Below are 13,520 nucleotides of genomic sequence, written 5' to 3' on the forward strand. Positions count from 1 at the left end.
AATCAACTAAACACTCAGGAAAATATATATTAAAGGCAAATACATAGATCCTATTGTGAATACCGAATTTTAGAAAAAAGACATTTTAAATTTTACCTTAGCATTTTAGAAAAAATGACCATGAAAGAAATAGACCTAAGAAGTGATACCGTAACCAGACCAACCAAAGGAATGTTGCAGGCAATGATGACCGCAGAAGTAGGGGATGATGTGTATAAAGAAGATCCAACCATAAATGCATTGGAGAAAAAACTTGCAGACATGTTCGGTAAGGATGAAGCTTTGTTCTTTCCTACGGGAAGTATGGCTAACCAGGCCGCGATCAAACTGCATACCCAGCCTGGAGAACAATTAATCTGTGATAAATGGGCTCATGTCTATAATTACGAAGGTGGTGGAGTATCGTTTAATAGCGGAGTTTCCTGTAAACTCGTTGATGGAGTTCGCGGTATGATCAAAGCAGAGCAGGTTGAAGAAAGCATTAATCCACCAGATTTTTATCATAGTCCGTTAACCACCCTGGTTTGTCTTGAGAATACTACCAATAAAGGTGGTGGTGCCTGTTATGATCTGGAAGAGATCAAAAAGATAAGAAAGGTGTGCGATAAGCATGATCTGGGATTGCATCTTGATGGGGCTAGACTATTTAATGCTATCGTTAAAAATGATGAAGATCCTAAAGATTACGGGAAGTTGTTCGATACTATTTCGGTATGTCTTTCCAAGGGTCTTGGTATTCCAATGGGTTCCGTGCTGATTGGTAAAAGTGAATTGATGAAGAACGCCATCAGGGTTCGTAAGGTTCTGGGTGGTGGAATGCGCCAGGTTGGTTTTATGGCTGCGGCCGGAATTTATGCTTTAGACAATCATTTAGAGCAATTGAAAAAGGATAACGAAAGAGCCTCTGAAATTGCTGAGGTTCTATCATCACTCCATTATATAGGAAAAGTAGAACCTGTAGAAACCAATATTATCATTTTTTACCTGAAAGACGCTGAAAATGAAAAAGCATTTATGGATAAACTTTCTGAAAATAATGTAAGGATAAGTAATATGGGGCAGGGGAAATTAAGGATCGTGACCCACCTTGATTATTCCGAAGAAATGCACCACTACTTTTTGTCGATGCTTCAGAAGATCCATCTGTAGTTTTAATTAAACTTAACTAAAGATTAGCAGGGGTTTAATAAGGTTGAGGTTTAATTTCAGTTATTTTTCATAAAAATTGATTTATGAAGAATTTGAAACCAAGACAGGAAGTGCCGGAACTTATTGTAAAGACCACCAAAGGTTTAAAATGGGATCTTCGGGATAATCAGCCGGAAAATTTTACCATGCTTATTTTTTACAGAGGGATACATTGCCCGGTGTGTAAGAAGTACCTGGAAGAATTGAACACGAAGATCGAAGATTTTAGAGATAAAGGTGTTAACGTAATTTGCGTAAGTTCAAATAACGAAGAGTTGGCGCAGAAGACCGTCGAAGAATGGGATATCGATAAACTCGATATTGGTTATGATTTCAGTATTGATGAAGGTAGAAAATGGGGGCTATTTATTTCGGAAGCGATAAAGGATTCTGAGCCTGAAGTTTTTCTGGAGCCGGCCCTTTTCCTCATAAGACCAGATAATACTTTGTATTCTGCCAGCATTCAGTCAATGCCTTTCGCCAGACCAAAATTTGATGAATTATTGAGATCCATCTCATTTGTGATAAAAGAAGATTATCCCGCCAGGGGAGAAGCCTAAAAATAAAAAAGCCCGGAAATAAATTCCGGGCTTTTTGTTTTATTAGAGAAATGCCTATTTCATAAGATCATTCATTCCCGGGATATCTGGCATACCATCCTTAGCAGCCGCTCCTATTTCAGCTTCATTTATTTTGGTAGCTTTTTCAATTGCTTTGTTCATTGTTAGAACCAGGTAATCTTCTAGTTGTTCCTTATCTTCAAGCAAGGAATCATCTATAGAAATATTCTTAACTTCTCTGTTGGCAGTAATGGTCACTTTTAAAAGTCCGTCACTGGTTTGTTCATCTACAAGAACAGAATTTAATCTTTGCTTAGTTGCATCTACTTTTTCTTGGGCTTCCTTCAGTTTATTCATCATGCCCATCATATCTCCAAACATATTTTTCGATTTAAAATTTATGATTTCAAATTTACTAAATTACCGCATCAAACCAGTCAAAATGAAAAGACTATTAGTATTTCTATTAGGATGCGTTACATTTGCATCCGCGCAAAACAAAAATGATTTGAAAAAAGATATTGAAGCCCCAAAAGCAAAGAAAGTAGCTAAAGAGCTCGAGAAGCATGGTGATGTAAGGATAGATAATTATTTCTGGATGAATCAGCGTGAAGATCCTGAAGTTATTGCCTATCTGGAGGCCGAAAATGATTATAACGATAAAATGACCTCGCATACGAAAGAATTTCAGGAGAAATTATTCGAGGAAATGAAAGGCAGGATAAAGGAGGATGATGAATCTGTGCCCTATAAACTTAACGGTTACTGGTATATCACTCGTTTCGAAAAAGGTTATGACTACCCGATCTATTCGAGAAAGAAAGAAACCCAGGATGCGCCTGAAGAGGTTATGTTCAATGTGAATAAAATGGCTGAAGGGTATGAATATTACAGTTTAGGAGGATTAAATGTTAGTCCAGATAATAAACTAGTAGCCTTTGGAACCGATACCTTAAGCCGGAGAAAATATACCATCAGGATCAAGAATCTTGAAACCGGAGAGATCTATGATGAAGAGATCAAAAATACCACTGGTGGTTCTACCTGGGCCAATGACAATAAAACGCTTTATTATACCAAAAAAGATACTCAAACCTTAAGGTCTTACAGGATCTATAAACATATTCTGGGAACCGATCCTGAAAAGGATGAATTGGTATTTGAAGAAGAAGATGAAACTTTTAATACTTACGTATATAAGTCTAAATCCCGCGAATATATTATCATTGGTTCGCATAGTACGCTTACTACGGAATATCGTTTTCTGGATGCTGATAAACCTGAAGGAGAATTTAAGATATTTCAGCCGAGAGTAAGAGGCCTCGAGTATAGCATTTCTCATTTTGAGGATCATTTTTATGTAGTTACCAATAAAGATGAGGCTACCAATTTTAAACTGATGAAAACACCGGTTGATAAGACCGGAATGGAAAATTGGGTAGATGTGATACCTCACAGGAAAGATTTTCTTCTTGAGGATATCGATATTTTTAAAGAATATCTGGTAGTTAGTGAACGTACAAATGGCCTTAATAAGATAAGAATCATAAAATGGGATGACAGTAAGGAATTTTATATTCCTTTCGATAATGAGACCTACACCGCTTATACTTCTATTAATCCAGATTTTGAGACAGATATGTTGAGGTATACCTATAACAGTCTTACCACACCAACTTCAGTTGTTGAATATAATATGAAGACAGGGGATAAGGTGGTTCTGAAAGAGCAGGAAGTTCTGGGCGGAAAATTCGATAAGGATAATTATGTTTCAGAAAGGCTTTGGGCTACCGCCGAAGATGGAACGCAAATTCCGGTTTCTCTGGTTTATAGAAAAGGAACCAAGAAAGACGGAAACAGTCCTTTATTGCAATATGCTTATGGTTCTTATGGTTCAACGATAGATCCGTATTTTTCTTCGGTTAGATTAAGTTTACTGGATCGCGGATTTATTTATGCGATAGCACATATACGTGGAGGTGAATACCTTGGCCGTGAATGGTATGAAGATGGGAAACTGTTCACTAAGAAAAATACTTTTACAGATTTTATAGATGTTTCTAAATTCCTGGTCAGGGAGAATTATACTTCTTCTAATCACCTTTATGCCATGGGTGGTTCTGCCGGTGGTTTATTAATGGGCGCGGTTGTAAATCTAGCTCCGAATCTTTATAACGGGGTCATTTCTGCGGTACCTTTCGTAGACGTAGTAACTACTATGCTAGACGATAGTATTCCGCTTACAACGGGTGAATATGATGAATGGGGAAATCCTAATGAGCAGGAATATTATGAATACATGAAGTCCTATTCGCCCTATGATAATGTTGTGGCTCAGGAATATCCAAATATGCTGGTAACAACTGGTCTGCACGATTCACAAGTGCAATACTGGGAACCTGCAAAATGGGTTGCCAAACTAAGAGAGCTGAAGACAGATGATAATATACTCTTGCTGCATACCAATATGGATGCAGGTCATGGAGGAGCTTCCGGAAGGTTCGAAGCACTAAAGGAAGTAGCTGAAGAATACGCGTTTTTACTGGATTTAGAGGGTATAAATCAATAATTAAAAAATTTGCCTTAAATTTGACCGGCCTCAATAAGTTTTTCTTTGAAGGGCCTTTTGTATAAAGAACTTCGATTTATGAGAGAAGACTTAAAGGTTTATGACCACGTATTACAGCTTGTAGGTAATACGCCATTAGTTCACTTAAATAAAATTACTCAAGGGTTTAAAGGTGACTATTTTGCTAAAATAGAATCTTTTAATCCTGGACACTCCTCCAAAGACAGGATCGCCCTGCATATTATTGAAGAAGCTGAAAGAAAAGGCATCTTAAAACCTGGTGATACCATTATAGAGACTACTTCAGGTAATACTGGATTTAGTATTGCCATGGTAAGCTGCATAAAGGGATATGAATGTATTCTAGCAGTTAGTTCTAAATCTTCACAGGATAAGATCAATATGCTGAAGACAATGGGAGCCAAGGTATATGTTTGCCCGGCAAACGTTCCTGCAGATGATCCGCGTTCTTATTACGAGGTAGCAAAGAGACTTCATAGCGAGATTAAAGGTTCAGTTTATATCAATCAGTACTTCAATGAATTGAATATTGATGCTCATTACCTTTCTACTGGTCCCGAAATATGGAAACAAACTGAAGGAAAAATCACACATTTAGTGGCATGTAGCGGAACTGGAGGTACTATATCTGGTACGGCTAGATTTTTAAAAGAGCAAAACCCAGATATTAAAGTTCTGGGGATAGATGCTTTTGGATCTGTACTGAAGAAATATCACGAAACTCGCGAATTCGATGCTGGGGAAATTTATCCTTACCGAATAGAAGGATTAGGTAAAAACCTTATTCCAACAGCTACAGATTTCGATGCGATCGATAAATTTATAAAAGTAAGCGATGAGGACGCAGCCCATACCTCACGGGAGCTGGCAAGGACCGAAGGTCTTTTTGTTGGTTATACCAGTGGTGCGGCGATGCAGGGATTAGAACAGTTTAACGAAGAAGGGGAATTCGATGAGAATTCCAATGTCGTGATCATTTTTCCAGATCACGGATCAAGATATATGAGTAAGATCTACAGCGATGAGTGGATGAACGAGCAAGGATTTTTTGATACTCAGCACGAAACCAGCTCGCAGTCTATAGACCTTATCAAATAAAAGTTTTTAACACTTATTAACAAAAGCATCCTATACTTTGTAGGATGCTTTTGTTTTTCTTAGATTTCGATGTTTATAATTTACTTTGTAGAATTGAGCCAAATTTCAGTATTTTTGCGGCTCGTCTAAAAAATGACCGATGAAGGATTTATTTGATAAAATTTACAAAGACAAAGGACCGCTAGGTAAATGGGCTGAGCAGGCAGAAGGATACTTCGTTTTTCCAAAATTGGAAGGACCAATTTCTAACCGTATGAAATTTCGCGGAAAGGAAGTGATCACATGGAGTATTAATGACTACCTGGGACTAGCCAATCATCCTGAAGTTCGTAAAGTAGATGCAGAAGCTGCCGCTGAGTATGGTTCTGCTTATCCTATGGGAGCGAGAATGATGAGTGGTCATACAGATCTTCATGAAAAATTACAGGATGAACTTGCTTCTTTTGTACACAAGCAGGCAGCCTACCTATTAAATTTTGGATACCAGGGGATGGTTTCTACCATCGATGCCCTTGTTTCTAAGCAGGATGTGATCGTATATGATGTAGATGCACATGCATGTATCATTGATGGAGTAAGATTGCATTTAGGTCAGAGATTTACCTATAAGCACAACGATATGGAAAGTATCGAAAAGAATCTTCAACGTGCTACCAAGATCGCAGAACAAACCGGTGGAGGAATCTTATTGATCTCTGAAGGTGTTTTTGGAATGCGTGGTGAGCAGGGTAAATTGAAGGAGATCGTTGAGCTTAAGAAAAAATATAACTTTAGATTATTCGTAGATGATGCTCATGGTTTTGGTACTCTTGGTAAAACAGGAGCCGGAGCAGGTGAGGAGCAGGGAGTACAGGACGAAATAGACGTATATTTCGCCACTTTCGCAAAATCACTGGCTAGTACAGGAGCATTTATCGCTGGAGATAAAGAGATCATAGATTATTTAAAATATAATCTTAGATCACAAATGTTCGCTAAATCACTGCAAATGCAGTTGGTGGTTGGAGCATTGAAGCGTCTTGATATGCTAAGAACTATGCCAGAGCTTAAAGAAAAGCTTTGGGAGAACGTAAACGCATTACAAAACGGATTAAAAGATAACGGATTCGATATTGGAACCACACAAAGTTGTGTGACTCCGGTATACCTTAAAGGAAGTATCCCAGAAGCTATGGCTTTGGTTAAGGATCTTCGTGAGAATCATGGTGTATTCTGTTCTATCGTTGTATACCCGGTAATTCCAAAAGGATTGATCCTTCTTAGAATGATCCCGACGGCAACGCATACTTTACAGGATGTTGAGGAAACTGTTGAAGCTTTCTCTGCAATTCGTGAAAGACTAGAAAATGGTACTTATAAAAGACTATCAGCTTCAGTAGAAGCAGCGATGTCTAATAAGTAATCACAATATATTCAGATATAAAAAAGGCCCTGCGAATTGCGGGGCCTTTTTAGTTTGAAGTATTTTCGGGTTATTCTCCTCCATCGTCATCGATGACACCATCACCCTCGTCCTTGTTCAATTCTTCACTTCGCTGTCTTCTTTTATTGCCTTCACTTGATTCTTCCAGGAATTCATCCACCTTATGAAGATCAAATCTATACGAAACACCGGCTGCTACCTGCCATTTTGATGGAGTGTCCTTAAAATTTACCAGGCCGGAAATATCGAACTGGAAATCTTCACCTATTAAATAAGCTCCACCTGCGCGCAAGATATCATCAGCATAAAGATCGCTCTTTATGCCCTGGTATTCCCCAAAAATAGCCATGTTCTCAGTTAAGGTATGGGTGACCGTTATGATTCCTGTATAAGACCTGTAGTCTTCAGAAAGTTTATCGGCAATGAGATTCAATACCAGTACCCAGCGTCCCCAGTTATTTTGGGTAATGATGGCTGCTTTCGGACTAAATTTTCCTTCTCCTTCATACAAATAGGGATTCTCGCCGAAAGAAAAGTTAGCGCCGGCATATATTGAAATTGCCGGGATCAGGGTTTTCCATTTGAAACGTTGATTAGCCTTCCAGCTGTATAGATTTGGTTTGTCTTCTTTCAGACTTTTATGAGGGTCAAAAATGAGGTATTTCGCGCCTATGGTATTCGATTTGAAATTCCTGATAGTAGATTCGCTGGTAACACCCAGGAAATCCCTGTAAATGTCCTGTGACTCAAATGAACCGGTAAGATTCAATTCCAGGTTTTCAAAAAGCAATCCATATCTCAATTGGTAATCTACTCCCCAGATATCGGTGTCGGTACCAAGTCCCGTATGTTCTTCGCTTCCAAAATAAGGCCCGGTTTCAATCTGTATCACATTGGTTCCAACAGCGAAAGCTCCCTGGGATTGTCCTGGCCTATTCGAATTAATAGTTTCAGTATATTGAGCGTGGAGATTGGTAGCAATAATTAGAAAGAGGCTAAGTATGGCTGATTTACGCATAATTGGTCGGGTTAGGTCTCTCAAAGATATAAGATTTATTATAATTTTATAGCTGAAGCTTCCCTGATTGTGGAGGCTTATTTTTATTTTTGCAAAAAGATTTAGAATGTTAGAAGCATCATTAACCGGGGTATTAAAAACGGTACTTATAGTTCTGTTAGTATACTTTGGTCTTAAAATATTACTTAGATTTTTTGGTCCGTTGATCCTGAAGTGGTTTATGAAAAAGATGGGTCAGAAATTTGAAAAACAATTCAATCAGCAGTTTGGAGGAGCTCAGCGACCTCAAGATAAAGAAGGAAAAGTTAGTATCGATAAAAAACCAAAAAATGGAAAGCAGTCCAATAAAAATGTTGGTGAATATATCGATTACGAAGAAATTGATTAATTTCGGATTTTAGCAAAGTCACTAGAAAGGCTTTGTTTTACACAAAATTTGTGATTAAAATCAAAAGTCCGATTAATGGCTAAATTGAAGCAATTCTTACCTCACCTGTTGGTCCTGGCAGGTTTTATCATTTTATCATTATTTTACTTTAATCCGGTCCTTCAGGGGAAGGAGATCTACCAAAGCGATATTATACAATATATCGGGATGGCCAAGGAACAAAACGACTTCAGGGCAGAGACCGGGGAAGAACCTTACTGGACCGATGCTGCTTTTGGAGGAATGCCAACTTATCAATTAGGCGCCTACTATCCCCATAATTATGTAAAAAAGCTTGATGCCGCCTTAAGATTTCTACCGCGGCCGGCAGATTATCTATTTCTGTATTTTCTAGGTTTTTATATTTTGCTGTTATGTATGAAAGTAGATTATAAACTGGCCTTTCTGGGCTCTATTGCCTTCGGTTTTTCAACCTATTTGATCATTATCCTTGGCGTAGGTCATAATGCCAAGGCGCATGCCATTGCTTATATGCCGATGGTACTCGCAGGAATTATTGCCATTTTTAGGTATCGTAATATCTGGAGTTTTCTGTTACTCACTATCGCTATGGCTTTGGAGATACAGGCGAACCATTTCCAGATGACCTATTATCTATTACTGCTGGTCATTGCCCTGGGTATTGCATACCTCGTAGACGCCTACCGTAAAAATATACTTCCTGTTTATTTCAAGTCATTGGGGATTATGGTAATTGCCGTAGTGCTGGCTGTTGCGGCTAATGCAACGAACTTATTGGCTACAAGTGAATATACTCAATTCAGTACTCGTGGAGAATCAAATCTGAGCATAGAACCTGATGGAAGCCCTAAACAGAATACGGGCTTAAGTTTCGATTATATCACGGAATACAGTTACGGAATTTTAGAAAGTTTCAACCTGATGGTTCCCCGATTTATGGGAGGAGGAAGCTCAGAGAATATTGGAAAAGATTCTAATTTATATGATGCTTTAAGGGAAATTGGGGCCTCTCCAGTCCAGGCTGAAGGTTTTACCGAAAGTGCTCCAACCTACTGGGGAGACCAGCCTTTCGTGGGTGCTCCTGCTTATATTGGCGCAACGGTAATTTTTCTGTTTGTTTTTGCCCTTTTTCTGATAAGAGGCAGATTAAAATGGTGGATCGTAGGAGGAAGTTTATTGGCATTATTTTTAAGCTGGGGTAAGAATTTTGAGTTCTTCACTGAGTTTTTTATAGAATTTGTGCCGCTATATAATAAGTTCAGGGCGGTTTCTTCCATACAGGTGATCCTTGAGCTTTGTTTGCCACTACTTGCGGTGATGGGACTTTATAAGCTATTCCTTAATGAAGTTAAAAAGGAAGAAAAAATTTATGCCTTAAAATGGTCATCGATCATTACCGGAGGCTTGTTGCTAATATTCTTAGTATTCAAATCTATATTATTTGATTTTGAAGGAGCCAATGATTCCATGTATTCCCAGCAATTCGGAATGGATTTCATGAAGGCACTGGAAGAAGATCGAAAGAGTATATTTACTGCTGATGTTATTCGATCTCTGATTTTTGTCTTGCTTTCGGCAGGGCTTTTATGGGGATATTTGAAGGCAAAGATCAGCCGAAATCTTGTTATTGGTGGGCTCATTATTATTTTACTGGTAGACCTTATAGGGGTTGACAAAAGATATGTGAATGAAGAAGATTTTGTTCAGGCCAGGGAGATGAAGCAACCATTTCAGAAATTAGCTGCAGACGAGGCTATTCTTGAAGATAAAGGTCATTACAGGGTTTTTGATGTTTCCGGAAGTCCTTTTAATACTGGTAGAACCTCATACTATCACAATGCACTGGGTGGTTATCATGCCGCGAAACCTGGGAGAATCCAGGAACTTTACGATTTCTATATATCAAATAACAACATGAAAATATTGAGCATGCTGAATGTGAAATATTTCATTGTTCCAACAGAAGAAGGTACCCAGGCACAACAAAATCCGAATGCTTATGGCAATGCCTGGCTGGTAAAGGATATTAAATGGGTGGAAACTCAGGACCAGGAAATGCTTGCTTTAGAAGATACAGACCTGAGGAGTACCGCGGTGATCAATTCTAAATTTAAAGATGTAGTTGATCAAGATTTCAATTTTGAGGAGACTGCTAAGGTTGAATTGATAAGTTACCAGCCTAATGAGCTTAAATATAGCTTCGATGCTGATGCAAAACAGTTCGTTGTTTTTTCTGAAAATTACTATCAACCCGGTTGGCAGGCGTATATAGACGGAGAAGCAGCAGAACATGCACAAGTAAATTATGTTCTAAGAGGAATGAACGTTCCTGCGGGTGAGCATGAAATCGTATTTAAATTTGAGCCTGAGGTCGTGAAAACGGGTAGCAATATTGCTTTAATCAGTTCTATTCTTATTGGCCTGGTTCTTTTGGGTGGAATTGGTTTCGAGTTGAAAAAGAGAAAGTGATTTTTTGATCTTATAACTGAATGAAAAAAGTTCTCATTATTACATATTACTGGCCTCCGGCCGGTGGTCCCGGGGTTCAGCGCTGGCTTAAATTCGTGAAGTATTTAAGAAGCTTTGAAGTAGAACCCGTGGTATATGTTCCCGAGAATCCCAGCTACCCCATAATTGATAAAAGTTTTGAAGCTGAAGTACCTCCCGGTATAAAAGTTCTAAAGGAAAAGATCTTTGAGCCTTATTCTATTGCGGGAATTTTCTCAAAAAAGGATACCGAAACCATTAGTTCCGGGATCATTCAGAAAGAGGAAAATCAGTCTCCTCTTCAAAAAGCAATGCTTTACATACGGGGGAATTATTTTATCCCGGATGCCCGTAAATTCTGGATCAAGCCTTCGGTTAATTTTCTAAAGAAGGAAATCGAGAATCATGATTACAAAGCCATCATAACAACAGGGCCACCTCATAGTTTACATCTTATTGGGCTAAATCTTAAAAAGGAAACCGGATGTAAGTGGATCGCAGATTTCAGAGATCCCTGGACACAAATAGGTTATCATGAGAAACTTAAATTAAATGAAAGCTCCAGGGAAAAGCATGAAAAATTGGAAAGTGAAGTGCTGAATACTGCAGATCATATTATTACCACCAGCTTTACAACCAAAGCTGAATTTGAGACTAAAACTTCTAAGCCAATTACCGTAATTACCAATGGCTTTGATTCTGAAGTTAATTCAAACACGGTTGAAAAAAAGAAATTTGAGGTAGCTCATATTGGGTCTTTACTTTCAGGTAGAAATCCTGAAAATCTTTGGAAAGCGCTTCATCAATTGCTGGACGAGCATAAAGATTTTAGAAAGGAGTTTCAGCTAAAACTGGCCGGGAAGGTGAGTGAGGTAGTACTTGAAAGTATCAAAGATTCTGGTCTGGAAGAATATCTGGTTAATGAAGGTTATGTTAGTCATTCTAAAGCCCTTCAGATGCAAAGGCAAGCTACCGTTCTCTTATTAATAGAAATAGATTCTATTGAAACAAGGGGGATCATCCCGGGCAAGCTTTTTGAATATCTGGCATCCCGAACTCCTATTTTAGCTATTGGCCCTGATAAATGGGATGCTGAAAGAATTATCACTGAAACTAATTCGGGAAAGGTATTTTCCTATGCCGACGCTCCAAAAATCAAAGAACACATATTCGGATTATTTCAAAAATATCAGCAGGGAGAACCTGTTAGAGATTCTCATGATATTGAAAAATATCACCGAAAGGCCCTAACTGGAAAACTGGCTAAATTAATCAACGGAATCTAGATGGGAATAATCATCAATCAGTCCTTGAAGAATATGGTGACCACGTATGTTGGTTTCGGGATCGGGGCTGTGAATACGTTATTTCTTTTTACTTACTTTCTGGATAAGGAATATTACGGATTGGTTAGCTTCCTGTTATCGGCAGCGAATCTTATATGGCCATTCCTGGTATTTGGAGTGCATAGTACCCTCATTAAATTCTTTACCTCCTATAAAACAAGGGGAGATCAGGATAGGCTTTTGAATCTTGTTTTGGTGATCCCGGCAGTAGTAGGACTGATATTAGGAATAGTTGGCCTTATATTTTACAGTTACCTGCTGGAATATTTTCAGGGAGAGAATAGCCTGGTGCAACCTTACGTCTGGTTGATCTTTGTGATCGCCCTGGCGACAGCATATTTTGAAGTATTCTTTTCCTGGTCGAAGATCTATTATAAAAGCGCTTTCGGAAATTTAATGAAAGAGGTATTTCACAGGCTATGTATTAGTCTGCTTTTATTTGCCTTCTATTTAAAATGGATAAGTGTAGAGTTCTTTATTTATAGTATTTCCGGAGTTTTCGTATTCAGGACCATTTTAATGGCCATGTATGCTTTTTCCTTGCATAGGCCTAAATTCAGTTTTAAATTTCCGAAGAACCTGTCCCCGGTATTAAAATATTCCTCGCTAATCCTTCTAGCAGCTTCTGTAGCGACCGTTCTTTTAGATCTGGACAAGGTGATGATAGAACATTATCTGCCTATTGAGAACGTCGCTATTTACGGTATAGCGGTGTATATCGCTACCGTGATATCTGTACCTCAAAAGGCAATGCACCAGATTACCAATCCGCTTACAGCTGAAATGTTGAACAATAAAGATAAATCTGGACTTAAAGATCTTTATGAGAAGAGTTCCCTTAATCTACTTATTGTAAGCGGACTCATTTTTGTCTGGATCATTACCAATGTAAATTCCCTGTATGAATTGATCCCTGAAGAATACGAGATCAGTATTTTGATCGTGTTGTTGATCTCTATGGTAAAACTATATGATAATTTCCTGGGAAATAATAATAGTATTCTTTTTAATTCAGATTATTACCGAATTGTGCTTGGGGTAGGAGTGATACTGGTTTTGGTGGCTTTTGTGCTGAACATTTTATTCATTCCGGAATATGGAATTGAAGGGGCAGCGATAGCAAGTTTTATTGCATTTTCGCTTTATAACACCTCCAAGATTTTCATTGTTTTCAAAAAATTCAAAATTCATCCCTTTACTACTAAATCCACCTGGGCGTTATTGTTAACAGCCTTTTTTAGTATTGGATTCTACTTTCTTAACTTTCCTTTCCATCCGGTTACTAATATTGCTATCAAAGGGGGATTATCAGGTGTTTTATACCTTTTAATTGTTTATTATCTGAAATTTTCCGAAGACATTAATGCGATGATAGATAAGTTTTTGAAAAGGTCATAAAAC

11 protein-coding genes are annotated in these 13,520 nt (G+C 38.2%); 9 read left to right on the top strand and 2 right to left on the bottom strand.

Annotated features, from left to right (window positions below):
- The first annotated feature begins 120 nt into the window (after nt 1–120).
- Both C8P64_RS07110 and C8P64_RS07115 read left to right on the top strand, forming a co-directional pair.
- Complete coding sequence (locus tag C8P64_RS07110) at nt 121–1,149, top strand: threonine aldolase family protein (RefSeq protein ID WP_108172199.1); 1,029 nt, start codon at nt 121–123, stop codon at nt 1,147–1,149.
- An 83-nt stretch (nt 1,150–1,232) separates the two neighbouring features.
- Nucleotides 1,233–1,748, top strand: a complete 516-nt coding sequence (locus C8P64_RS07115; RefSeq protein WP_108171391.1) for a peroxiredoxin-like family protein — start codon at nt 1,233–1,235, stop codon at nt 1,746–1,748.
- Between the two features lie 54 nt (nt 1,749–1,802).
- Here the strand turns inward: C8P64_RS07115 and C8P64_RS07120 are convergent, their stop codons facing one another.
- Nucleotides 1,803–2,129 carry a YbaB/EbfC family nucleoid-associated protein gene (locus C8P64_RS07120; RefSeq protein ID WP_108171392.1) on the bottom strand — a complete coding sequence of 109 codons (327 nt, stop codon included), beginning with the start codon at nt 2,127–2,129 and terminating at the stop codon, nt 1,803–1,805.
- Nucleotides 2,130–2,190: 61 nt separating this feature from the next.
- Here C8P64_RS07120 and C8P64_RS07125 point away from each other — a divergent pair, with 61 nt between their 5' ends.
- The 3 genes from C8P64_RS07125 (at nt 2,191) to capB (ending at nt 6,838) form a co-directional block, all read left to right on the top strand.
- Entirely contained in the window at nt 2,191–4,317 is a 2,127-nt protein-coding gene (locus tag C8P64_RS07125) for a S9 family peptidase (RefSeq protein WP_108171393.1), read from the top strand.
- A gap of 78 nt (nt 4,318–4,395) precedes the next feature.
- The gene (gene capA / locus C8P64_RS07130; RefSeq protein ID WP_108171394.1) at nt 4,396–5,436 is read left to right on the top strand and encodes a cysteate synthase; all 1,041 of its coding nucleotides are present in this window, start codon (nt 4,396–4,398) and stop codon (nt 5,434–5,436) included.
- A gap of 139 nt (nt 5,437–5,575) precedes the next feature.
- On the top strand, nt 5,576–6,838 hold the full coding sequence (gene capB, locus C8P64_RS07135; RefSeq protein ID WP_108171395.1) for a cysteate-C-fatty acyltransferase: 1,263 nt from the start codon (nt 5,576–5,578) through the stop codon (nt 6,836–6,838).
- Between the two features lie 70 nt (nt 6,839–6,908).
- Here the strand turns inward: capB and C8P64_RS07140 are convergent, their stop codons facing one another.
- The gene (locus C8P64_RS07140; protein WP_170106641.1) at nt 6,909–7,877 is read right to left on the bottom strand and encodes a transporter; all 969 of its coding nucleotides are present in this window, start codon (nt 7,875–7,877) and stop codon (nt 6,909–6,911) included.
- Nucleotides 7,878–7,983: 106 nt separating this feature from the next.
- On the opposite strand from C8P64_RS07140, the gene C8P64_RS07145 reads away from it, so the two are divergent.
- The 4 genes from C8P64_RS07145 to C8P64_RS07160 all read left to right on the top strand — a co-directional run bounded on the left by C8P64_RS07145 (nt 7,984) and on the right by C8P64_RS07160 (nt 13,517).
- Nucleotides 7,984–8,265 (top strand): DUF4834 family protein, encoded by a 282-nt coding sequence (locus C8P64_RS07145; RefSeq protein WP_108171397.1) that lies wholly within the window; start codon nt 7,984–7,986, stop codon nt 8,263–8,265.
- Nucleotides 8,266–8,340: 75 nt separating this feature from the next.
- Nucleotides 8,341–10,755: a YfhO family protein gene (locus C8P64_RS07150; protein ID WP_108171398.1), complete on the top strand. Its 2,415-nt coding sequence runs from the start codon at nt 8,341–8,343 to the stop codon at nt 10,753–10,755.
- A 20-nt stretch (nt 10,756–10,775) separates the two neighbouring features.
- Nucleotides 10,776–12,059, top strand: a complete 1,284-nt coding sequence (locus C8P64_RS07155) for a glycosyltransferase family 4 protein (RefSeq protein WP_108171399.1) — start codon at nt 10,776–10,778, stop codon at nt 12,057–12,059.
- The gene (locus C8P64_RS07160; RefSeq protein ID WP_108171400.1) at nt 12,060–13,517 is read left to right on the top strand and encodes an oligosaccharide flippase family protein; all 1,458 of its coding nucleotides are present in this window, start codon (nt 12,060–12,062) and stop codon (nt 13,515–13,517) included.
- Nucleotides 13,518–13,520: the final 3 nt, after the last annotated feature.

This window comes from Christiangramia gaetbulicola, from assembly GCF_003054225.1.
In the GTDB taxonomy this organism is placed as follows: Bacteria; Bacteroidota; Bacteroidia; order Flavobacteriales; family Flavobacteriaceae; genus Christiangramia; species Christiangramia gaetbulicola.

Bases quoted from the DNA above. Each gene is read 5' to 3' on its own strand.
- C8P64_RS07110 (WP_108172199.1), top strand. From the start codon at position 121: ATGAAAGAAATAGACCTAAGAAGTGATACCGTAACCAGACCAACCAAA.
- C8P64_RS07140 (WP_170106641.1), bottom strand. From the start codon at position 7,877: ATGCGTAAATCAGCCATACTTAGCCTCTTTCTAATTATTGCTACCAAT.
- capB (WP_108171395.1), top strand. From the start codon at position 5,576: ATGAAGGATTTATTTGATAAAATTTACAAAGACAAAGGACCGCTAGGT.
- C8P64_RS07145 (WP_108171397.1), top strand. From the start codon at position 7,984: ATGTTAGAAGCATCATTAACCGGGGTATTAAAAACGGTACTTATAGTT.
- C8P64_RS07155 (WP_108171399.1), top strand. From the start codon at position 10,776: ATGAAAAAAGTTCTCATTATTACATATTACTGGCCTCCGGCCGGTGGT.
- C8P64_RS07160 (WP_108171400.1), top strand. From the start codon at position 12,060: ATGGGAATAATCATCAATCAGTCCTTGAAGAATATGGTGACCACGTAT.
- C8P64_RS07125 (WP_108171393.1), top strand. From the start codon at position 2,191: ATGAAAAGACTATTAGTATTTCTATTAGGATGCGTTACATTTGCATCC.
- C8P64_RS07115 (WP_108171391.1), top strand. From the start codon at position 1,233: ATGAAGAATTTGAAACCAAGACAGGAAGTGCCGGAACTTATTGTAAAG.
- C8P64_RS07150 (WP_108171398.1), top strand. From the start codon at position 8,341: ATGGCTAAATTGAAGCAATTCTTACCTCACCTGTTGGTCCTGGCAGGT.
- C8P64_RS07120 (WP_108171392.1), bottom strand. From the start codon at position 2,129: ATGTTTGGAGATATGATGGGCATGATGAATAAACTGAAGGAAGCCCAA.
- capA (WP_108171394.1), top strand. From the start codon at position 4,396: ATGAGAGAAGACTTAAAGGTTTATGACCACGTATTACAGCTTGTAGGT.